Below are 20195 nucleotides of genomic sequence, written 5' to 3'. Positions count from 1 at the left end.
GGGTGCTGCTGAGCTGGGTGCGGGTGTTCGAAGCAGGGGCCGGGGACGGGGACGAGGTCGGTCAGGTCTGCGGTCAGGGCTGTGGTGAGGCGTCGGCGGGGGCGCCCGCCCAGCGGCTGATCTCCAGGTCGGCGGAGGTGTCCCGCTGCCGGGTCGGGGCGACGACGATCTCCTGGAGTACGACCCGCTGGGGCAGGGCGACGGCCAGACGGACGGCCTCGGCCACGTCCTCGGGCTGCACCATGTGGGCGCGTTCCTCGGCGGCCGGCGGTCGCGCGCGGTTGTCGAGGATGGGCGTGTCCGCCTCGCCGGGCAGCACGGTGATGGCCCGCAGCCCCTGGTTGCGGAAGGTGTTGTGCAGGAAGGTCATGAAGTTGCGCACCCCGGCCTTCGCGGCGCCGTAGGCCGCGCCGCCGAGCAGGTTGGGGTTGACGGCGGCGAGCGACGAGACGGTGACGATGGTTCCGGTGCCGCGGCCGAGCATGTCGGGCAGCACGGCCTGGGTGAGCTGGAAGACGGCCGTGAGGTTCACGTCCAGGACCTGGCGCCACTCCTCGTGCGGGAGCCACTGCGGGTTGAGCACCGTCGACGCGCTGCCCGCGTTGTTGACCAGGATGTCGACCGGGCCGAGGTCGGCGTGGACCCGGTCGAGGACCCGCTTCACATCGTCCGGGCGGGTGATGTCCGCAGCCAGGGCGAGGGCGGTGCCGCCCTCGGCGCGGATCGTGGCCGCGACCTCGTCGAGCGCCTCCTGTCTGCGGCCGACGAGCACGACGGTGGCACCGTCCCGGGCGAGGAGCCTGGCGGTTTCGAGCCCCATCCCGCTGCCGGCCCCTGTGATGAGCGCGGTTCTGCCGGCCGACGTCGTCACCGTTCCTCCTCCATGATCAGCATGCTCGACATGATCGATATGAGATGTGCAGCTCAAATGAGAATAACTTCTCAACTACTGTCGGGGCAAGGACGTCTCGAAGCCGAGCGCGGCGAACGCCTCCGCGACCGCGTGTTCCAGCGCGCGCACCTCCGCCTCGCGCCGCGCGAACCGGCGGAGCGAACTCTCGCGGTCGGTCCAGCGGAACCGCAGCCGCCGCCCCGGACCTGCCTGCCCGAGCAGCGGCAGACAGGCCCGTGAGGCGACGCCGACGATCGGATAGCCCGCCGTCAGGCTTCGGTATCTGCCCAGCACGATGAGCTCGTCCGCGTGCGGGATCTGCAGCGCCCCGACGGGAACCCCGTGCGACACGATCTCGGCGTCGGTGTCCGGGTGGAGCACCGGCCCTTCGAGCCGCAGCCCTACGTGATTCGAGCGGGGGGTGACGACGTACTCCGCCTCCTCGATCACCTCGCGGATGCCGGGGATCGCGTGGATTCCGTGGCTCGCGACGACATCGACGACCCAGGTCCCTTCGTCGAAGCGCGGGACGGGAACGGGCAGCCGGAACAGCGGCGGCTCGAACAGTCCGCGCCGGAACCCCTGGAACTCCGTGTCCAGCAGTACGCGCGAGCCCCGGGTGACGTTCTGCGTGAACCCCATCCGGGCGTCCGGGGCGGCGCTGCCCAGCAGGGTCTCCGCGGCGAGCGTCCCGTTCACGGCGAGATAGGTGCGGGTCCCCCGGCCGGCGTCGGCGTGGACCCGTACCTCATGCCCCTTCGGCACCACCAGCGGCGACCAGCTCTCGGCGGGGGCGCCGCCGACGGTGACGCGGGCGGGGGCGCCGGTCACCGCGAGCAGGACGTCGGCGTCGGGAACGAGGGCCAACTCGCCGCCGAGGTTCTCGATCAGGGTCGCGCCTCGGGGGTTGCCCACGAGGAGGTTGGCGACGACCGCGGAGTGCTGGTCGGCGGCACCGCCGGTGGGGACACCACGCCGTTCCGTGTCGCGGCGGCCGAGGTCCTGGAAGGTGGTGGTCCATCCGGTGCCGGTGAATTCGAGCGCCACGGTCTTCGTCGCCGTCGCCGTCGTCTTCATCCTCTTCGCCGTCATGGGGACACCTCCACCGGCAGCAGGAAGCCGGCGTCCAGCGCCGCCGCCTCGTCCCGTGTGACAGGGACGAAGCGCATGACGTCGCCGGGGCCGAACGAGACGGGGTCGGGGCGGGAGATGTCGACGACGGTGTGCGGGGTGCGACCGACCACACGCCAGCCGGTCGGGCCGGGGAACGGCTGGATGATCGCGTTGTCACCGGCGACCATGATCGACCCGGGCACGACGTCCGTACGTGGCTCAGCGCGCCGGCGTACGGGCCCGGGCAGTTCGAGCCCGTCCATCATCGGGGCCATCGCCGCGCCCAACAGAGCGATCGTGAAGGTGGACTTGGCGATCGCCTCGACCAACTCGGCGGACTCCAGGCCCACTTCCTCGGCGACGGACGCCAGATCGGGCCCGGTCTCCTCGTCGAAGACGACCGGGACAGCGAACTCCCGTACCGCACGCGGGAGTTCCGGACCGCCGCCCGAACCGCCGCCAGGCGCCCACCGGGCCAGCAGCCGGACCGCGTACTCCACGTGCTCCGGCGCGGTCCGCAGCGGATCGAACTCGACGAGCAGGGACTCCAGACCGGAGACGACATCGAGCACGCCGTGGGGGCGGTGCGCGAGGAACCGGTCGCGGAAGGCGACGATCGCGGACCTGCGGATCGCCTGTTCGGCGTGGGGGATGGTCACCATCACCGCCGAGTCCCCGAAGGGCTCGACGGTGACGGTACCGAACGGTGCAGTGGTCATCGGCTGACTCCCGCGCGCTGCCCTCAACGGGCGAGCGCGACCTCGGCCTTCTCCTTCAGGACGTCCCGCAGACCCGCGACACGGACATCCGCCTTGTCGAGCGCGGCCCGCAGCGCGATGCCGTTCTGCAGGACGGTCGGGTGGTCCCCGTGCAGGAGCAGTACGTCGGCGTCGTGGCCGAGCGGTACGACGTTGCCGTCGACCGAGCGCACGGTGCCCTCCTGTACGACCTGGACGGAACGTTCGCCGATGAACTCGGGGTCGTGAATGAGCCCCCCTTCGTGCGAGCGCGAGACGGGCATGCCGTCGTCGCCGTAGCCGCGGTCGGCCAGGAACACGTAACCGACTTCGAGGCCGCGCCTGCGCGACTCCTCGGCGAGCAGGCCGCGTTGACAGATCACGACGTAGTCCGTGTTGTACGCGGCGATCGCGTCCGTGATGGCGCGGGCGTGCTTGGCGTCGGTCTGCGCGATCGAGCCCATCCGGCCGTGGGGTGCCACATGGGTGATCGTCCCGCCGTGCACCCGCGCGAAGGCGTCGAGCGCGCCCAGCTGATAGAGGACGTCGGTGCGGATCTCCTCCTCCGACGCCTCGATGAGCCGGCGGCCGAACCCGACGAGGTCGGGGTATCCGGGGTGCGCGCCGAGTTCGATGCCGCGCTCGACGCAGTCGGCGACGGTCTTGTCCATGACGCGCGGGTCACCGGCGTGGAAGCCGCACGCGATGTTCGACGCCGTGACGAGGCCGAGGAGGGCGTCGTCGTCGCCGATCGTGTAGTTGCCGAAGCTCTCGCCGAGGTCGGCGACGACGGCTACCGAGTTGATTCCCATGGTGTCTCCCGGGTGTTGGCGGCTCAGTGGGATGCCAGCGGACGGCCCTTGGTCTCACGTACGAACGCGATGGCGACCAGGGTGATCAGGGCGGTGGTGATGGCGGCGAAGGCCGGGATCAGATTGGACCCGGTCGATTCGATGAGCTCGGTCATCAGCAGCGGGGCGCTGCCGCCGAAGATGATCGTCGAGATGCTGAACCCGATGCTGTAGGCGGAGTAGCGCACCGTGGTCGGGAACATCTCGGCGAGCACGGTGTGCACCACGGCGGCGTGGCCGGAGAAGGCGATCGCGAGCACGGTGGTACCGATGCAGGCCAGCCCGAACTCCCCGGTGGTGATGAGCAGGAACATCGGGTAGGACACCACGGCCATCGCGACGGCGGAGAACACCAGCACGGGTTTGCGGCCGATACGGTCCGACAGCCGGGCCATAAGGGGGATGCAGACGGCGATGGCGACCAGGCTGAACGCCGTGACGGTGAGCGCCCGCAGCATGGAGAAGTTGTTGTCGTCACCGAGCGAGGTCTTGAGGTAGGTCGGCATGTAGACGAACAGCAGGTAGTAGCCGGGGCCGTTGAGCGCGGGCAGGAAGATCGTGAGCACGATCGCCTTCAGGTGCCGCGGGGAAGTGAGCGCGTCCTTCAGGGGGTTGCGTACGACGGTGTTGCGCTCGCGCAGTGCCTTGAAGTGCGGGGTCTCCTCCAGCTGGCGGCGGATGTAGAAGCCGACGTAGCCGAGCGGGACGGCGACGAGGAAGGGGATCCGCCAGGCCCAGGAGGCCATGGCGTCGTCGCCGAGCGTGGAGATGAGGACGGCCGAGAAGGCGCTGCCGACCATGAGCGCGATGAACGAACCGACGGCGATGAAGCTCATCATGTAGTTGCGGCGGGCGTCCGGGGCGTACTCACCGACGAACGACATGGCGCCCGCCACCTCGCCACCGGCCGAGAAGCCCTGCAGCACCCGGAGCGCGACCAGCAGAACGGGCGCGGCGACGCCGATGGCGGCGTGGGAGGGGATGAGACCGATCGCCGCCGTGGCTGCGGAGATGAGCACCAGCAGACTGGCGAGCAGCCTCTTCCGGCCGAGCCTGTCTCCCAGGTATCCGCATATGACGCTGCCGAACGGCCGCGCGACAAAGCTGACCAGGAAGCCGACGTTGGTGAGGAAGAGCCCTCCGGCTTCCGCCTCCCCCATAATGTTGATCGCGAGATAGGTGACGAGCAGGCCGTAGATGCCGTAGTCGTACCACTCGACGAAGGAGCCCACGGCTCCGGCGACCGTTGCCTTGCGGACCACCTTGCCGTCCGCGGTGACCACGTCGGCCGTGACCTCGTCGGCCGTGGTCGCGTCGGCCGTGGTCGCGTCGAGCGGGTCCGACGATGCCTCGTGACGATCTGCCGTGGCGTCGAGCCGATCTGACGTTGTCATGCGTTCACCTTCAGGTCGTGGACCCCGGGGACGGTGTCCTGAACAGTCGTACGCTGAACGTCGTCGCTGCCGGCGGTCGCCCATGTGCCGGGGTGTTCCGCCCGCGTTCCGGATCCTCGTGGGAAGGCGACGATGACACCTCGGCGGTCAAGCGGCGTCGGTGTCGTCGGAGGATGTCTGGAGGTGTCGGTGGACGGCTGGTGACGCCCCCACCCGCCCCTTTCGCGCCAGTGGAGCACGTACTGGAGCGGACTTTAGGGGCACATCCGAGCCAAGTTGCGACTCAAATCTCGAATGAGAATAGATTCGCATTCTGGGGTGGTCAAGGGTGGAAGTTGCCGCCAGGTAAATCTTGCGATTCCGGCGCGGTTCGACACTCGGCCACCAGGACTTCACCGGAGAGACGGCGGACCGGCGACCACCCACCGACCGGTCGGCAGTCACCCGCGAGGCACCCCGCGAGCCCGCCCCACAAGGCCGCCACCCCTCCGGTTCGCCCTTGTCTCGCGGCACGGATGGATGCACACTGACACTCGCGAAACGCGAAACCTTTCGCATTTCCCAGCTGTGACGGGACGGCCGGACCCTTGGCGCCCGCCCTCCGACACCAACCGCAGGAGACCGTGATGACCCAGGACAACGTGCGTGTGGCCCCTGCCTGGGACCGCCCGGACCCGCAGGTGCTTCAGCGGTTCCGTGAGCATTCCGTGGCCAATCTCGGCGACGCCCTGGACCGGCTGAACATCGTGGACGGCGGGATCTCGCCGGTCTGGCACGGGGCGAAGGCGGTCGGCACCGCGCTGCCCGTGCTCACCGTCGCCGGCGACAACAAGGCGGTGATCGCCGCGCTCGACCACATCCGCCCCGGGGACATCCTGGTCATCAACGCCTTCGGCTACGACGGCCGTGCCATCGTCGGGGACAACCTCGCCCAGCGGTTCGACGTGTTCGGCGCCGTCGGCGCGGTCGTCGACGGCTATGTCCGCGACGGCGCGATCATCGAGAAGCTCGGCGTGCCCGTCTTCGCACGCGGGCTCACGCCCGCCGGCCCCTTCAAGAACGGACCTGGCACGATCGGCGAACCCGTCGCTCTCGGCGGTGTCGTGGTGAATCCGGGCGACATCGTCGTCGCCGACGACGACGGCGTCATCGTCATCCCGCCCCATCGCGCCGAGGAGGCGCTGACGGCGGTCGAGGCGATCGTCGCCCGCGAGGCCGACCTCGACGCCGAGGTCGCGGAACTGCGGAGTCGAATCGCCTGATGGGAACCGAGGAACGAGCCCCCGGCAGGCTCCGGGTCGCGGTCGCCGCGCCGCTGTCGGAGGACAACCGCGCGCGGATCCTCGCGCTGGAACCACGGATCGACCTGGTCGTCGACCCGTCCCTGCTCCCGCCGATGCGGTGGCCCGCCGACTTCGCCGGTGACCCGTCCTGGCGGCGCACACCGGCACAACAACAGGCTTACGAGGAGTCGCTCGACTCGGCCGACGCGCTCTACGGCATCCCGGACGTGGACCCGGCCGCCCTGGCCCGAACGGTCCGCGCCAACCGGCGGCTGCGCTGGGTGCACACGATGGCCGCGGGTGGCGGCAGCCAGGTGAAGGCCGCGCGGCTCACCGCCGACGAGCTCGGGCGGGTCCTTTTCACCACCTCCGCCGGAGTGCACGGGCAGCCGCTCGCGGAGTTCGCCGTCTTCGGCGTACTCGGCGGAGCCAAGGGCCTCCCCCGCCTGATCCGAGGGCAACGCGATCACGAGTGGGGCGGCCGCTGGACGATGGGGCAGGTGAGCGAGCAGACGATCCTGCTGCTCGGCCTCGGCGGCATCGGCCGGGTCGTCGCCCAGAAGCTGCACGCGCTGGGCGCCAGGGTCATCGGAACGAGCAGGAGCGGCACCGGTGTTCCCGGGGTCCACGAGGTCGTACCCCTCGACCGGATCGCCGAGGTCGCACCGACGGTGGACGCCGTCGTGAACACGCTCCCCGGCACCACGGCGACCGAGCACCTGCTCGACAAGCGGTTCTTCGACGCCCTCCGGCCCGGTGCGACCCTCGTGAACGTCGGCCGCGGCAGCGTCGTCGACGAGGCCGCTCTGATCGAGGCCCTCGACTCCGGCCGAGTCGGCTTCGCCGCACTGGACGTCTTCGAGACGGAACCGCTCCCGTCCCACAGCCCCCTCTGGGACCACGACCACGTCCTGGTGAGCCCCCACACCGCCGCCCTCAGCCCCGCCGAGGACCGCCTCATCGCCGAACTCTTCGCCACCAACGCCACGCGGCTTCTCGACGGAGAGGGCCTGCTGAACCGCGTGGACACGGTCGAGTTCTACTGACGTTCTACTGACGCCGAGGCATCGGAGGCGTGCGGGCTCCGAAGCAGTGTCGGTGGGCCACCCCCGGCTGATCGAGAGCCGCGATCACGGACGGGCGCTACGCCGCGGGAGCACCTCCGCCGAGCGCCGCCTGCGGGTCAACTGGACCGAACTCTGCCGGCGGCAGCCCGCGAAGGCTGTTCGGGGAACCAGGCTTACGCCCGGTGGCCGCCGTAGTAGCCGCCGAGCTCGTCGTGGTAGCCCGCGTCCCCGGTGTGCTTGTCCTTGTCGAATTCGGGAGCGTTCTTGATCTGCTCCTTGGTCCGGTCGACGTAGATCTTCTCTTCGGCCGTGTCGATGCCGCTGACGAGACCGGCGGGGATCAGGACGTGCTTGCCGAAGATCCACACCCCGGTGTCGACCACGAGGTGGGACGATCCGACGTCGTCGGAGTGCTTGTCGACCTTGCCGATGCTCCCGTCCGTCGCCTCGACCTTGTAACCGATCAGACTGCTGCCGGCGGTGTAGCCGGTGGTGGGCAGGTAGCCCCACATGTCCGCACTCACAAAAACATCTCCTTCATCTATTTCTGAACGGCCGAATAAATCGTCCCGGCCGCCTATTTCCTGAATTCTTCTCGCCCCGGGTGCCCATCGTCCCCGACGGCAATCATCACCAGGTTCACCCATCTTCGAGGGCCGCGTTCGTGGTCGGTCAGCAGGCTTTTCAGGCAGCCCAGGACACCGCCGCTCACATACTGGTGACGTGAACGGGCACATGTGTCTCACGGAACCAGTGGCCGGGCGGGGAGCACATACGAGAAAGGACTTGTGGTGAGTGAACAAGGCGCCGCCCCTCCGGCGGTCGACGCGTATCCGGAGACGCTGCTGCGGCGGATCGGACGGCTCGGCGATGTGTCCGGCCGGTCCCTGGGCGCGCCCGCCGACCGGCCGACCTCGTGAAGAAGGCCGGCGATCGCATGGCACCTCAGCACCCCTCCGATCGTGACGGCGACCGACCGGGCCGGTTCACGCGGCTGGCGGAACACGCCTCGAACTTCACCAGCTCCCCCGGCTTCTTCGGCGTGTGCCTCGTCCTGGTCGCCGGCGCGATCACCGCGCACGCGCTGAAGCTGCCCACGCAGTGGCTGCTGGTGGTGGGCGAGGCGATGTCCGCCGTGTCACTGCTGCTCCTGGCCCTGCTGAAGAACTCCGAACGGCGCGCCGAGCACGCCATCCAGCGCAAACTCGACGCCATCGCCGCCGCGTTGCTGGAGATCCGGCGGGAGGAGCCGGGCGCCGCGAGCGAGGAACTCCGCAAGGCCATCGGTATGGAAAAGCAGACCTGACCGTCCCCGGTACGGCCCGGTACGACTCGGCCGATCCCGCTCGTCGCCGCGCAAATCCCCTCGCCCGCCCGGCCGCCGGACCGCTAACGTGCCCGCGTGATGACCGCCGCTGACGTACTGTCCGTTCTCGCCCTGCTGCGTGCCGCGGATGTCGAGGTCTGGGTGGGCGGCGGATGGGGCATCGACATTCTGGTCGGGGAGCAGACGCGTCGGCACCGCGACCTGGATCTGATGCACCGCGAGGACCAGGAGCAGGCCGTCGTGGCGGCTCTGGCGGAGGCCGGGTTCGTCGAGACCCTCGACTGGCGTCCCGTGCGGTTCGTGGTCACGGACCCGCGCGGTCGCGAGATCGATCTGCACCCGTTGGTCTTCGCGGCGGACGGGTCCGCGGTGCAGGCCTCCCCCGACCCGCACCGCCCGTTCGTCTATCCCGCCCCGTGCTTCGTCAGCGGCACGATCCGGGGGACCCCCGTCCCCTGTCTCTCGGCCGAGCAGCAGGTCCACTTCCATCAGGGGTACGAACCGGCCGACCACGACCGCCATGACATGGCTCAGCTCCGACGGGTCTTCGGCGTCACCACACACTTCTGACCGGGTGCAGGCCGGGGTGCCCTCAACTCCGCAGCCACACCGCCGTGTCGGAGGGCAGCCTGCCGTCGGTGTCCAGTGGACCGCTGGAGAGCAGGATCTCCGTATGGTCCGGCAGGGCGGCCGGAGTGTCGGCCAGGTTCGCGACGCAGATCAGGTCCGGCGCACGGCGGAAGGTGAGGACGCCGTCGGAGGCGGGCAGCCACTGCAGCGGGCCGTCGCCCAGGGCCGGGTCGGCGCGGCGCAGGCCCAGTGCGGCGCGGTAGAGGCTGAGCATGGATTCGGGGTCGTCGGCCTGACGGTCGGCTGCGTAGGCGGGCCAGCCGTCGGGCTGCGGCAGCCAGGGTTCTGTGCGTGAGCCGAATCCGGCGTACGGGGCGTCGGCCGTCCACGGCAGCGGGACACGGCAGCCGTCGCGGCCCGGGTCGGTTCCGCCGGAGCGGAAGTGCATCGGGTCCTGGATGCGGTCCCGGGGGATCTCCGCTTCGGGCAGGCCCAGTTCCTCGCCCTGGTAGATGTAGACGGAGCCTGGCAGAGCGAGCGTGAGCAGCGCGGCGGCACGCGCCCGGCGGGTGCCGAGCCGCAGGTCGGTCGGGGTGTTGTAGGTCTTGGTGGCGAAGTCGAAGGCGGTGTCCTGCCGCCCGTAACGGGTGACCGTGCGGGTCACGTCGTGATTGCACAGCACCCAGGTGGCCGGCGCGCCGACCGGGGCGTGTTCGGCGAGGGTGTCGTCGATGGCGGCGCGCAGCCGGGCCTCCTCCCACGGGCACGACAGGAAGGAGAAGTTGAACGCGGTGTGCAGTTCGTCGGGGCGCAGATAGCGGGCGAACCGCTCGGAGTCCGGCAGCCACACCTCGCCGACGAAGACGCCGTCGTACTCGTCGGCGATCCGCCGCCAGGAGCGGTAGATCTCGTGCAGGTCGTCCCGGTCGATGTACGGGTGGGGGTCACGCCCCTCCACGAAGTCGGGCAGGTCGGGGTCCTTGGCGGGCAGCGCCGCGGAATCGATGCGTACGCCCGCCACCCCGCGCTCGAACCAGAATCGCAGCACCTCTTCGTGTTCCTCCCGCACCGCGGGGTGGGCCCAGTTGAGATCGGGCTGCTCCGGCGTGAACAAGTGCAGGTACCACTCGCCGTCCTCGACCCGGGTCCAGGTCCGGCCGGAGAACTGCGACGGCCAGTCGTTGGGCGGGAGTTCGCCGTGCTCGCCGCGGCCGGGCCGGAAGTGGAAGAGCTTGCGCTCGGGACTGCCCGGTCCGGCGGCGAGCGCGGCCCGGAACCAGGAGTGCTGGTCGGAGACATGGTTGGGCACGATGTCCACGATGGTGCGGATGCCCAGCTCGCGGGCCTCGGTGATCAGCCGCTCGGCCTCGCCGAGGTCGCCGAAGGCGGGGTCGATGGTGCGGTAGTCGGCGACGTCGTAGCCCCCGTCGGCGAGCGGGGACAGGTACCAGGGGGTGAACCAGATCGCGTCGACGCCCAGTTCGGCGAGGTAGGGCAATCTCGACCGTACGCCCGCGAGGTCCCCGGTGCCGTCGCCGTCGCCGTCGGCGAAGCTGCGCGGGTACACCTGGTAGATGGCGGCGCCGCGCCACCAGTCGTCGGTGTGGCCGGGGGTCTTACCGGGCTGAGGGGCTGCCACGTGTCGGTCCTTTCGGGGCAGGGGTGGTCTCCGCCGCCGCCCCGGACAGCGAGGCGTCGGGAACGGGGCGGCGGCGGAGGATCGGTGGGGGCACCTGCGTGGTGTTCGCTGCGGGCGGTGCCCGGACTGCGGGTGACTGCGGGTGGTGCCCGTACGGCGTGTGCTCGGTCAGCCCTTGAGGCCGCCCGCCGTCAGTCCGCTCATGATGTTGCGCTGGAAGGCGAGGAAGAGGAGGAGCGTGGGCAGGGACGCGATGGTCAGCGAGGCGATCAGCACGTTCTCGGGCACGCTGGTGGCGAGCGAGTAGATGCCGACGGCGAGGGTCTGCTTCGACGGATCCGGCAGGACGAGCATCGGCCAGAGGAAGTCCTTCCAGACGCCGACGACGGCGAAGATGGACACCACACCGAGGATGGGCCGGGAGACCGGCAGCACGATGGACCACAGGACGCGCAGCGAGCCGGCGCCGTCCATGGCCGCCGCGTCGAGCAGTTCCTTGGGTATCGAGTCGAAGAACCGCTTGAGCAGGAAGATGTTGAAGGCGTTGGTGACCGAGGGAAGCCAGATCGCCCAGGGCGAGTTGAGCAGATTGCGTTCGACGATCGGCACGTCCAGCACGGTGAGGTACTGCGGTACGACGAGGACGGTCGCCGGGATCATCAGGGTGGCGAGCATCAGCCCCAGGATCGCCTTGCCGAGTACGGGCCGCAGCTTGGAGAGCGAGTAGGCGGCGGCGACGTCGAGCACCAGCTGGAAGGCGAGCGCGCCGAAGGCATAGTAGAGGGTGTTCATCAGGAGTTTCGCCAGGTCCATGACCTCCCAGGCGCGCTGGTAGTTATCCGCGTGGACGGATCCCGGCACCCAGGTGGGCGGGGTCTGGACGGCTTCCTGGGTGGTCTTGAGCCCGCTGGACACCATCCAGTACAGCGGACCGAGGAAGGCCAGCGTGAACAGGACGACGACGAGGGCGAAGCACACCCAGTACAGGACCTTGCCGCGTGGGCGGGCCAGTTGGGCGGGTGAGATGAGTGTGCGAGTGGACATGTCCGTGTCTCCCCCGGTCCCCTAGTCCTGCTCGGCGCGGTTGAGTCGGGTGTACGTGGCCGAGAAGCCGGCCAGCAGCACGAGCAGGAGCAGGCCGAGCGCCGCCGCGGCGCCGTAGTTGTTGAAGTTGAAGGCGTACTGGTAGATCAGGTACACGATGGTGGTGGTGGACCCTTCGGGTCCGGCGCCGCCGGTGAGCAGGAACGGCTCGATGAAGACCTGCATGGTGGCGATGATCTGCATGAGGAGCATCAGCAGCAGGATGAGCCTGGTCTGCGGAACGGTGACGTGCCACACCTTGCGGAGCAGTCCCGCGCCGTCCAGTTCGGCGGCCTCGTACAGCTCACCGGGCACGCTCTGGAGCGCGGCGAGGTAGATCAGTGTCGCGCCGCCCATGTTCATCCAGGTCGAGGCGACCACCACGGAGAGCATCGCCGTGTCGGGGTCCTGGAGCCATTGCTGGGCGGGGACGCCGAAGACGCCGAGTATCTCGTTGAACATGCCGTACCCGGGGTCGTACAGGTACTTGAAGAGCAGGACCGACGCGGTCGGCGGGAGCATCACCGGCAGGTAGACCAGCAGCCTCAAGTAGCCCTGGCCGTGCCGGAATTCGTTGATGATCAGGGCGGTGACGAACGGTACGACGAAGCCGAGGAGCAGCGCCAGCACGGTGAACCACAGGGTGTTGCGCCAGGCCTGGCCGAAGGCCGGGTCGTTCCAGACGGTGACGAAGTTGTCCCAGCCCACCCAGCTGACGCGGCCGTCCTCGGTCTTCTGGAAGGCGAGGAGGAACTCCCGGACGATCGGATACCAGGAGAAGAAGGCGAAGCAGAGCACCGCGCCGATGAGGAAGCCGTGGGCGGTGATGTTGCGGCGCAGGTTCTTGCCGAACTCGCCGCCCGGGAGGTGCGGGGCACCGGCGCGGGGCCTGCGGGGACGGCGGTCCTTGACCACCGGGTCCTTGGTGAGGATGGGGGCCGACATGGTCGCTCCTTGACGTACTGCGGTGCCGCCGGACGGGTCGGGCCGGGGCACATGCCGTGGGAGGTCGGGCTCTCGCCCGCGCCGCCGGTGGACGGCGGCGCGCGGGCGGGCCGGACGGTGGTGACACCGCCCGGCCGCCGCGTGGTCACTGGGTGGCGAGGACCTTGTTGACCTGGGACTCGGCGGTGGACAGGAGCTTGTCGATGTCGGCGTCCTTGTTGGTGAGGAGGCCCGACATGACGTTGTCGAGGACCTTGTAGATCTCCTGGGCCTTCGGCGGTTCGGCCTTGCCCGGGACCGGGTTGTCGGTGAAGGCCTTGAAGTTCTCCACCGGCATGGTGGCGAACTCCTTGCGGGCGGCGGCGTCCTCGGTCCTGGAACCGTTCAGCCACAGGTCCGGCTGCGGAAGCCCGACGGGCAGACCGTCCGCCTTGGACCGCTGCCAGTCGTAGTGGCCCTTGCCGACCGTGGTGAACTTGAAGTTCAGCCAGGCGATGGCGGCCTTGACCTTGTCGGCCGAAATCCCCTGCTTGATCATGTAGTTGTTGCCGCCGGCGAGTGTGTTCTCGCCGCCCGGGATCGGCCCCATGCCGAAGTTCTCGTACTTGGCGCCGAGTTGCTGGACCATGTACGTGACGTCGTCGGGCGCGGCGAGGAACATGCCCAGCTTGTCGGTGGCGATCTGCTTCTGGAGGTCGCCCCACTTCAGCAGTTGGGTCTTGCCCATGGAGTCGTCGTCCCAGCGCATGGCGTGGAGGTTCTCGGCGACCTGCTTGCCGGTCGCGTCGTTGAAGGCGGCCTTCTTCCCACTGGCGTCGACGACGTCGCCCCCGAGGCTGTACATCTGCGCGGTGAAGTGCCAGCCACCGGTGTTGGCCGCGCTGTACTCGCCGAATCCGGCGACACCGCCGCCGAGGTCCGCGATCTTCTTGGCCGCGGTGCGGACTTCCGCCCAGGTGGTCGGCGGGCTGTCCGGGTCGAGGCCGGCCTCGGTGAAGAGCTTGCGGTTGATGAGCAGGCCCATGCGGTAGTTGCTGGTGGGCAGGCCGTAGAGCTTGCCGTCCTTCTTCAGCGAGCTGAGGACCTCGGGGTCGATGTCCTTGAGCAGCGGGACGCTCTTGTCGTTGACGTACGCGGTGATGTCCTGGGCGCCGTCGTTGTCGAGGACCTGGGGCAGGTCGGTGAAGTACGTGTAGAAGACGTCGGGTTGGGACTTCGCCTTGAGCATCGCGGTGAAGCGCGGCGGTTCCAGACACTGGCCCGGTGTGGAGCGGCCCTGGATGGTGACGCCCGGGTACTTCTTGTTGAACTCCTTGACGTCCTCGTTCCACTGCTTGAGCTCGGCCGCCTTCGCCGCGGGGGGCATGCAGTCGATGGTGATGGACACCTTGGTCTTCGGGTCCAGCGGTGCGGCGGGGTCGGCTTTCGCACTGTTGCCGGAGCCGTTGTCGCCGTCGTCGTCGCTGCTGCTCGTACCGCAGGCGGCGAGCGCGGTCAGCGTGAGCGCGGAGGCGAGGGTGACCGCGCCGGCGCGGCGCGTGCGGCGGAACCGAGCTCTTCTCATGGGTGGTCCCCTTCGGGCATGAACGTGGAAGGCGCCCTCACCGCCGGTGCGATGTGGGGCGCCGCACACTCAACCACCACGAACAACTGACCACAATATCTCGCGCAGCCTTCGTAAATGTTTGACAGAAGGATGTATACGGTTGATCTCAGGGAGGCCTGTGCGCGCAAACCGAAGCGCGGTGGGCCAGGTCGGCCGCACCGCGCTCGGGTTCTGCGGACTAGCCCCGAGGGGCCTGTGTCGTCGAGCCGCGGACCACCAGCTCCGGCTCGAACAGGAGCTCACCGGGCTGGACCTCACCGCCCTGGATCTGGGTGCAGAGCAGGTCCACGGCGGCCCGCCCCATGGCCTCGATGGGCTGGCGCACGGTGGTCAGCGGGGGTTCGGTGCAGTTCATGAAGGCGGAGTCGTCGAAGCCGACGACGGAGACCTGTTCGGGCACCGAGAGGCCGCGCCGGCGGGCCGCGCGGATGGCGCCGAGGGCGAGCGGGTCGCTGGCGCAGATGATGCCGGTGACGCCCCGGGCCAGCAGGCGGGTGGTCGCCGCCTGGCCGCCCTCCAGGGAGAACATCGACCGCTCCACACAATCGTCGGGCAGGGACTTGCCCGCCGCCTCGGCACCGGCCCGCGCGGCGGCCAGCTTGCGCCGGGAGGGGATGTGGTCGGCCGGGCCGAGGACCACGCCGATGCGCTCGTGCCCCAGCAGGGTGAGGTGCCGCCACGCCTGCTCGACCGCGACGGCGTCGTCGCAGGAGACACAGGGGAAGTCCAGCTCCTCGACCGGGGCGTTGATCAGCACGACCGGGATACGCCGTTCGGCGAGCTGCCGGTAGTGGTCGTGCGGGGCGTCGGCCTGGGCGAACAGACCGCCGGCGAAGACCACTCCGGACACGTGCTGCTGGAGCAGCAGGTCGACGTAGTCCGCCTCGGAGACGCCGCCCTTGGTCTGGGTGCACAGCACCGGGGTGAGTCCCTGCTGGGCGAGCGCGCCGCCGATGACCTCGGCGAGCAGGGGGAAGATCGGGTTCTGCAACTCGGGCAGGACCAGGCCGACCAGACGCGCCCGCTCGCCGCGCAGCTGGGTGGGACGCTCGTAGCCGAGGACGTCCAGCGCGGTGAGCACGGACTGCCTGGTGGCGTCCGAGACTCCGGGCTTGCCGTTGAGGACTCGGCTGACCGTGGCCTCGCTGACACCTACCTTCTTGGCTACCTGAGCAAGTCGTCGCGTCATGAGCGCAAGGCTAGCGCAAGCCGCGCAAACGGCTTGCGCCAGCCTTGGTGCCTCCGTTCCGTCTCCGTGAGAGACCGGTGGACGCCTTTCGGCGACCGGGTCAGGGATTGATGTTGATCCTGAAGGTGGAGGTGGTGTTGCGGACGTCCACGGCGTTGCCGCCCAGGCGCAGGCCGTTGAAGGTGACCTCACCGACCGCCGGACCCTGGTTCGGTTCCGGCATCTCGTTGGCCCACAGCCCGAAGCCGGACTTCGCGTCGTAGGCGTCACCGCTCTTGCGGGCACCCGTGATCGAGATGTCGGTGAGGACCGTGTCCTTGATCGGGTTCACCGGCTGCCCGCCCAGGTACTGGGTCTGGAACATGATCCCGCTGTAGGTCGGATCCACGATGTCCACGTCGTTGACGCGGATGCCCTGGAACACCTTCGAGGCGGAGAACAGCCAGATTCCGGGGAAGGTCTGACTGCCCCAGAAGTGGCCGCCGGAGCGGACCACCGAGACGTTCTCCACGGTCGTCGGCTCGGTGCCGAACCCGTTCATGGGATAGCCGAAGTCCAGCGAGCTGATCGTGATGCCCGAGTAGACCAGGGTGTCGGCGATGTGGATGTTGCGGAAGGTGTTGTCGTAGCCGCCGTAGACGGCGATGCCCGCGGCCCGCCAGGTGAGGATCGAGGTCAGGTTCTCGTAGAGGTTGTCCTTCATGTCGGCGCCGCCCGCGTCGATCGCGGAGAACAGCGCGAAGCTGTCGTCGCCGGAGGCCCGTGACTCGTTGTTGACCACGTGGTTGTCCGTCGAGCCGCTGGTCATGTTGACGGCGTCGGCGAACGTGTTGCGGATGCGCGAGTTGCTGATCGTCACCCGGTCCGTGTTGGCGCCCCAGTAGAGGCAGACCATGTGCTCGGTCCAGGTGTTGTCGATGACGATGTCCGACACGTTCGCGAAGTCGAACACCTTGCCGGGACCGTCGATGCGCGAGGTGTAGTTGCCGAAGTAGGCGAAGTTCCTGAACGAGGACCCCTTCGCGGAGTTCTCGGCCCGGAAGCCGACGTCGGTGTTGTCCTGGCCCGACGGGGCGTGGAACTGCGTGTACCAGGGCCCGGCGCCGACCACCTGCACGGCCTTGCCGTACACCTGGAACTTGCTTGACGTCTGATAGTCGCCCGGCGGGAGGTAGACGCCGGTGAGCCTGCCGGTGGTGTCCATGCGGACCCGGTCCAGGGCGTTCTGTACGTCCTGGTGGCCGAAGCCGGTCGGGACGGCGTACGCGGCCGGGTCCGGGTTGGCGACCGGCGCGACCTGTTCCAGGCTGACGAAGTCGATCGCGTACCGGGAGGTGTTGGCCGTGTCCTTCTGCAACCGGATCTTCGCCCCCTCCGGAACGGTCTCGCCCAGCATCAGGTGCGCCTCGTCGTAGATGTGGCGCGGGGCTCCCGCGGACGGGGAGTTGCCGGGACCTGCCTCCGCCCCGTACAGCCAGGCGTACTTCGAGGTGAGCGGCAGCACCTTGCGGAAGGTGCCGTTGACATAGACGTTGAGGGTGGCGTCGATGCCGCCGCCGCCCGCGGAGTCGGGGATGGAGAAGCGGGTGACGAGTGTGTTGGTGGCCGCCTTGGTGGTGAACTCCACATACTCACCAGTGCTGTTGAGGGTCACCGCCTTGCGGCCCGACGCCTCTCCGGCGAGGTCGCCGACGGTCCGGTTGGGTCCGACGGTCGCCGCTCCGCCGCCGGTCGCGCCGTCCTCCGCCTCGTACATGTCGAAGGGCATGTTGGCGCCGCGTCCGACGAACAGGGACTGGGTGGCACTGTTGTTCTCCCGTTTGACCGGCAGTTCGTTGGCATCGGCGGCGACGGTCGTACGTACCGTGTACGAGCCGTTGGCCGCGGTCCAGGTGCCCACCGTGACGGCGCCGGTGGTGGCACCGGCGGCGATCGTGCCGTCGTACGAGCCGGTCAGGGTGCGCACGGTGGCGCCCTGGGAGTCGACCAGCGCGACGGTGATGCCGTGCGCGCCGCCCGCCGAGCCGATGGTGCCCTGGTTGCGCAGGGCGACCTTGAAGGTGACGGTGTCGCCGTCCGCCGGGCCGGACGGTGTGGTGGTCAGCACCGGCACGAGGTCGGAGCTGCTGACCGGGCGTACGACGAGTGAACCAGGGCTGGTGTAGGTGTTGTTGGTCTCGTTCTGCTCGATGACCGCACCGGCGTCGTCGGCGACGGCACTGAGCTGGTACGTGCCCGCGTCCCGCGCCCCGATGGACGTGCTGACAGTGCGCTGCGCTCCGGCGGCGAGGGTGCCGACGGCCGCCGTGGCGACCTTGGTGCCGCCCAGGCGCAGCGCGACGGCGCTGGCCGGTGCGGCGGCCTCGCCACTGTTGCGGACGGTGGCGGTGAGGGTGATCTCGTCGGACTCCACCGGTGAGGCCGGCGAGGCGGTCAGCGCGGTGACCTCAAGATCCGGGTTGGGTGCGGCGGTGCCGATCACCTGGAACTCGGCGATCTGCCCGGCCGGGGCGCCCGTGTTGGAGGTGAAGCGCAGCTGCACGTCGGCCACCCGCGCGGTGACGGGCACGGTCACGCTGTTGCCGCTCGACGGGCTGAAGGCGTAGTCCCTCGCGGCGACCAGGCTGGTGTAGCCGGTGGCGTCCTGCTCGCGGCCGAGGACCTGGATGTTCTGGGTCCGGGCGCCCCAGGCGCTGTCCGGGTTGAGCTTGAGGACGAGCGAGGAGACGTCGGCGTTTGCCCCGAGCTTCACGGTGAGGGTGGCCGGGTGGCCGGAACCCTCCCAGTAGGTGGAGGTGCTGTTGTCGTTGGCGTTCTCGGCGACGAAGGTGTGCACGGTCGAGGAGGCCGTGATCGGCTTGCCGACCGCGAGATTGGAGCCGGGGCCCGAAGTGCCGTTGCGCGTCACGGTGTTGCTGTCGCCGGACACGTTCCCGGCCGCGTCCTTGGCCCGCACGAAGTAGGAGACCGTGGCACTCGCGGAGCGGTTGTCGGTGTACGTGGTGACCGTACCGGCGACCGTGGTGAGCAGGCTGTTGTTGGCGTACACGTCGTAGCCGGTCACGCCGGTGTTGTCGCTGGAGGCGTTCCAGGCGAGCCGGATCTGCCCGGCGGCCGGTTCGGTGAGGGCCAGGTTCGCGGGTGCCGTGGGTGCCTGGGTGTCACCGCTCTCGCCGCGGCGGGTGACGGTGTTGCTGTTGCCGGAGGCGTTCCCGGCGGCGTCCCTGGCCCGCACGAAGTAGGAGACCGTGGCACTCGCGGGACGGTTGTCGGTGTACGTGGTGACCGTGCCCGCGACGCTGGTGAGCAGCTCGTTGTTGGCGTACACGTCGTAGCCGGTGACGCCGGTGTTGTCGTCGGACGCCTTCCAGGCCAGCCGGATCTGGCCGGTGGCAGGCTCGGTGTAGGCGAGGTCCGCGGGAGCGCTCGGTGCCTGGGTGTCGCCGCTCGCCGGGCCGTAGACCTCGAGTTCGGACAACTGGGCGGCGGGCTGACCGGTGTTGGCGGTGACCAGCACCCGGACGTACCGGGTGGTCGTCGGGTCGAAGGAGATCGTCACCGAGTTGCCGTCGCCCGGCGCGAAGGCGTAGGCCTTGGACGCGGTCAGGTCGGAGAAGTCGGTGCCGTTGGCGCTGCCCTGGATCTTCAGCGTCTGGCTGCGGGCTCCCCAGCCGTCGGGCAGGCGCAGCACCACCCGGTCGACGCGCAGGGAGGAAGCCAGGTCGGCCTGGATCCACTGCGGCAGGTCGTTGTTGCGGCTCTCCCAGTAGGTGGCCTTGTTGCCGTCGGCCGCGTTGGCCGGCACGTAGGTCTCGTGGTGACTGGCGGCGGTGAGCGTGCGGCCGCGCGCCAGGTTCGCCGAGGAGTCACCTGACTCGCGGACCTCCAGCTCGGAGAGCTGCGCGGCCTGCCACCCGGTGTTGGCGGTGATGTCGATCCGTACGTACCGGGCCTGGGCGGCGGGGAAGGTCACCGTCACGGTGTTGGCGCTGCCCGGGCTGAAGGCGTAGGACGCGGAGGTCTTCAGCGTGGTGAAACTCGTGCCGTCCGCGCTGCCCTGGACGGACAGGGTCTGGTTGCGGCTCTCCCAGCCGGCCGGCAGCTTCAGCACCACCTCGTCCACGCGGGCCGTCGTGCCCAGGTCCGTCTGGATCCACTGGGGGAGGCTGCTCCCGGCGCTCTGCCAGTACGTTCCCTGGTCGCCGTCGGTGATGTTGCGTGCGGCGTACTCGGCGTGGGCGCTACTGGCGGTTGCGGGCCGTCCGGCGGCGAGGTTGGGCCCGGCGGCCGCCGCGGCGGCGGTCAGCGACGGCAGGCCCAGCAGGAGCAGAGCGGTCGTGAGGACGGCGGCAATCCCCCGCCATCCCCGGCGTTGCGGTCTCATGTGTCCCCGATCTCCGTCCCGAGCCGGATGTGGGCGGCCCCGGGGCGGCTGTGTGGGTGGGTGTCCGTGGGGGGTGTACGTCGCGCTTCAATGTGCGGCTGGGCGCACTCTCTTT

General features: G+C 69.5%; 17 protein-coding genes. 5 read left to right on the top strand and 12 right to left on the bottom strand.

Annotated features, from left to right (window positions below):
- Nucleotides 1-73: 73 nt before the first annotated feature.
- From ACFWXQ_RS25925 to ACFWXQ_RS25905, 5 genes are all read right to left on the bottom strand, one after another.
- On the bottom strand, nucleotides 74-871 hold the full coding sequence (locus ACFWXQ_RS25925) for an SDR family oxidoreductase (RefSeq protein ID WP_383953144.1): 798 nt from the start codon (nucleotides 869-871) through the stop codon (nucleotides 74-76).
- A gap of 75 nt (nucleotides 872-946) precedes the next feature.
- The gene (locus tag ACFWXQ_RS25920; protein ID WP_383953142.1) at nucleotides 947-1984 is read right to left on the bottom strand and encodes a biotin-dependent carboxyltransferase family protein; all 1038 of its coding nucleotides are present in this window, start codon (nucleotides 1982-1984) and stop codon (nucleotides 947-949) included.
- On the bottom strand, nucleotides 1981-2724 hold the full coding sequence (locus ACFWXQ_RS25915) for an allophanate hydrolase subunit 1 (protein WP_383953140.1): 744 nt from the start codon (nucleotides 2722-2724) through the stop codon (nucleotides 1981-1983). Before ACFWXQ_RS25915 ends, ACFWXQ_RS25920 begins: the two co-directional genes overlap by 4 nt.
- Before the next feature lie 23 nt (nucleotides 2725-2747).
- Nucleotides 2748-3554, bottom strand: a complete 807-nt coding sequence (locus tag ACFWXQ_RS25910) for a LamB/YcsF family protein (protein ID WP_383953138.1) — start codon at nucleotides 3552-3554, stop codon at nucleotides 2748-2750.
- Nucleotides 3555-3577: 23 nt separating this feature from the next.
- Nucleotides 3578-4987, bottom strand: coding sequence for an MFS transporter (locus ACFWXQ_RS25905; protein WP_383953136.1), 1410 nt, complete (start codon nucleotides 4985-4987; stop codon nucleotides 3578-3580).
- A gap of 626 nt (nucleotides 4988-5613) precedes the next feature.
- On the opposite strand from ACFWXQ_RS25905, the gene ACFWXQ_RS25900 reads away from it, so the two are divergent.
- Nucleotides 5614-6249: an RraA family protein gene (locus ACFWXQ_RS25900; RefSeq protein ID WP_384086405.1), complete on the top strand. Its 636-nt coding sequence runs from the start codon at nucleotides 5614-5616 to the stop codon at nucleotides 6247-6249.
- The gene (locus ACFWXQ_RS25895; RefSeq protein ID WP_383951789.1) at nucleotides 6249-7316 is read left to right on the top strand and encodes a D-2-hydroxyacid dehydrogenase; all 1068 of its coding nucleotides are present in this window, start codon (nucleotides 6249-6251) and stop codon (nucleotides 7314-7316) included. Before ACFWXQ_RS25900 ends, ACFWXQ_RS25895 begins: the two co-directional genes overlap by 1 nt.
- Nucleotides 7317-7510: 194 nt before the next feature.
- On the opposite strand, the gene ACFWXQ_RS25890 is transcribed toward ACFWXQ_RS25895, so the two are convergent.
- Complete coding sequence (locus ACFWXQ_RS25890; protein WP_383951783.1) at nucleotides 7511-7861, bottom strand: PRC-barrel domain-containing protein; 351 nt, start codon at nucleotides 7859-7861, stop codon at nucleotides 7511-7513.
- Nucleotides 7862-8128: 267 nt separating this feature from the next.
- Between ACFWXQ_RS25890 and ACFWXQ_RS25885 the strand changes: the two genes are divergently transcribed.
- The 3 genes from ACFWXQ_RS25885 to ACFWXQ_RS25875 all read left to right on the top strand — a co-directional run bounded on the left by ACFWXQ_RS25885 (nucleotide 8129) and on the right by ACFWXQ_RS25875 (nucleotide 9234).
- A complete protein-coding gene (locus tag ACFWXQ_RS25885; RefSeq protein ID WP_383951782.1) occupies nucleotides 8129-8257 on the top strand; it encodes a hypothetical protein in 129 nt (42 codons plus the stop codon).
- 17 nt (nucleotides 8258-8274) lie between these two features.
- The gene (locus tag ACFWXQ_RS25880; protein WP_383951779.1) at nucleotides 8275-8643 is read left to right on the top strand and encodes a low affinity iron permease family protein; all 369 of its coding nucleotides are present in this window, start codon (nucleotides 8275-8277) and stop codon (nucleotides 8641-8643) included.
- A 99-nt stretch (nucleotides 8644-8742) separates the two neighbouring features.
- Nucleotides 8743-9234, top strand: coding sequence for a nucleotidyltransferase domain-containing protein (locus tag ACFWXQ_RS25875; protein WP_383951786.1), 492 nt, complete (start codon nucleotides 8743-8745; stop codon nucleotides 9232-9234).
- A gap of 22 nt (nucleotides 9235-9256) precedes the next feature.
- Here ACFWXQ_RS25875 and ACFWXQ_RS25870 read toward each other — a convergent pair whose 3' ends face one another.
- The 6 genes from ACFWXQ_RS25870 to ACFWXQ_RS25845 all read right to left on the bottom strand — a co-directional run bounded on the left by ACFWXQ_RS25870 (nucleotide 9257) and on the right by ACFWXQ_RS25845 (nucleotide 20080).
- Nucleotides 9257-10873, bottom strand: coding sequence for a glycoside hydrolase family 13 protein (locus ACFWXQ_RS25870; protein WP_383951776.1), 1617 nt, complete (start codon nucleotides 10871-10873; stop codon nucleotides 9257-9259).
- A gap of 168 nt (nucleotides 10874-11041) precedes the next feature.
- A complete protein-coding gene (locus ACFWXQ_RS25865; protein ID WP_383951773.1) occupies nucleotides 11042-11917 on the bottom strand; it encodes a carbohydrate ABC transporter permease in 876 nt (291 codons plus the stop codon).
- Nucleotides 11918-11938: 21 nt separating this feature from the next.
- Nucleotides 11939-12901, bottom strand: coding sequence for a carbohydrate ABC transporter permease (locus tag ACFWXQ_RS25860; RefSeq protein ID WP_383951770.1), 963 nt, complete (start codon nucleotides 12899-12901; stop codon nucleotides 11939-11941).
- A 145-nt stretch (nucleotides 12902-13046) separates the two neighbouring features.
- A complete protein-coding gene (locus tag ACFWXQ_RS25855) occupies nucleotides 13047-14465 on the bottom strand; it encodes an ABC transporter substrate-binding protein (RefSeq protein WP_383951767.1) in 1419 nt (472 codons plus the stop codon).
- 220 nt (nucleotides 14466-14685) lie between these two features.
- Nucleotides 14686-15696 carry a LacI family DNA-binding transcriptional regulator gene (locus tag ACFWXQ_RS25850; protein WP_383951764.1) on the bottom strand — a complete coding sequence of 337 codons (1011 nt, stop codon included), beginning with the start codon at nucleotides 15694-15696 and terminating at the stop codon, nucleotides 14686-14688.
- Nucleotides 15697-15796: 100 nt separating this feature from the next.
- Nucleotides 15797-20080, bottom strand: coding sequence for a discoidin domain-containing protein (locus ACFWXQ_RS25845; RefSeq protein ID WP_383951761.1), 4284 nt, complete (start codon nucleotides 20078-20080; stop codon nucleotides 15797-15799).
- Nucleotides 20081-20195 lie beyond the last annotated feature (115 nt).

The organism is Streptomyces sp. NPDC058697 (assembly GCF_042715345.1).
Lineage (GTDB): Bacteria > Actinomycetota > Actinomycetes > Streptomycetales > Streptomycetaceae > Streptomyces > Streptomyces liliifuscus.
This window is presented reverse-complemented; position numbering and strand designations above follow the sequence as displayed.

Bases quoted from the DNA above. Each gene is read 5' to 3' on its own strand.
- ACFWXQ_RS25920 (WP_383953142.1), bottom strand. From the start codon at position 1,984: ATGACGGCGAAGAGGATGAAGACGACGGCGACGGCGACGAAGACCGTG.
- ACFWXQ_RS25915 (WP_383953140.1), bottom strand. From the start codon at position 2,724: ATGACCACTGCACCGTTCGGTACCGTCACCGTCGAGCCCTTCGGGGAC.
- ACFWXQ_RS25910 (WP_383953138.1), bottom strand. From the start codon at position 3,554: ATGGGAATCAACTCGGTAGCCGTCGTCGCCGACCTCGGCGAGAGCTTC.
- ACFWXQ_RS25905 (WP_383953136.1), bottom strand. From the start codon at position 4,987: ATGACAACGTCAGATCGGCTCGACGCCACGGCAGATCGTCACGAGGCA.
- ACFWXQ_RS25900 (WP_384086405.1), top strand. From the start codon at position 5,614: ATGACCCAGGACAACGTGCGTGTGGCCCCTGCCTGGGACCGCCCGGAC.
- ACFWXQ_RS25895 (WP_383951789.1), top strand. From the start codon at position 6,249: ATGGGAACCGAGGAACGAGCCCCCGGCAGGCTCCGGGTCGCGGTCGCC.
- ACFWXQ_RS25880 (WP_383951779.1), top strand. From the start codon at position 8,275: ATGGCACCTCAGCACCCCTCCGATCGTGACGGCGACCGACCGGGCCGG.
- ACFWXQ_RS25875 (WP_383951786.1), top strand. From the start codon at position 8,743: ATGACCGCCGCTGACGTACTGTCCGTTCTCGCCCTGCTGCGTGCCGCG.
- ACFWXQ_RS25865 (WP_383951773.1), bottom strand. From the start codon at position 11,917: ATGTCCACTCGCACACTCATCTCACCCGCCCAACTGGCCCGCCCACGC.
- ACFWXQ_RS25860 (WP_383951770.1), bottom strand. From the start codon at position 12,901: ATGTCGGCCCCCATCCTCACCAAGGACCCGGTGGTCAAGGACCGCCGT.
- ACFWXQ_RS25855 (WP_383951767.1), bottom strand. From the start codon at position 14,465: ATGAGAAGAGCTCGGTTCCGCCGCACGCGCCGCGCCGGCGCGGTCACC.
- ACFWXQ_RS25850 (WP_383951764.1), bottom strand. From the start codon at position 15,696: ATGACGCGACGACTTGCTCAGGTAGCCAAGAAGGTAGGTGTCAGCGAG.
- ACFWXQ_RS25845 (WP_383951761.1), bottom strand. From the start codon at position 20,080: ATGAGACCGCAACGCCGGGGATGGCGGGGGATTGCCGCCGTCCTCACG.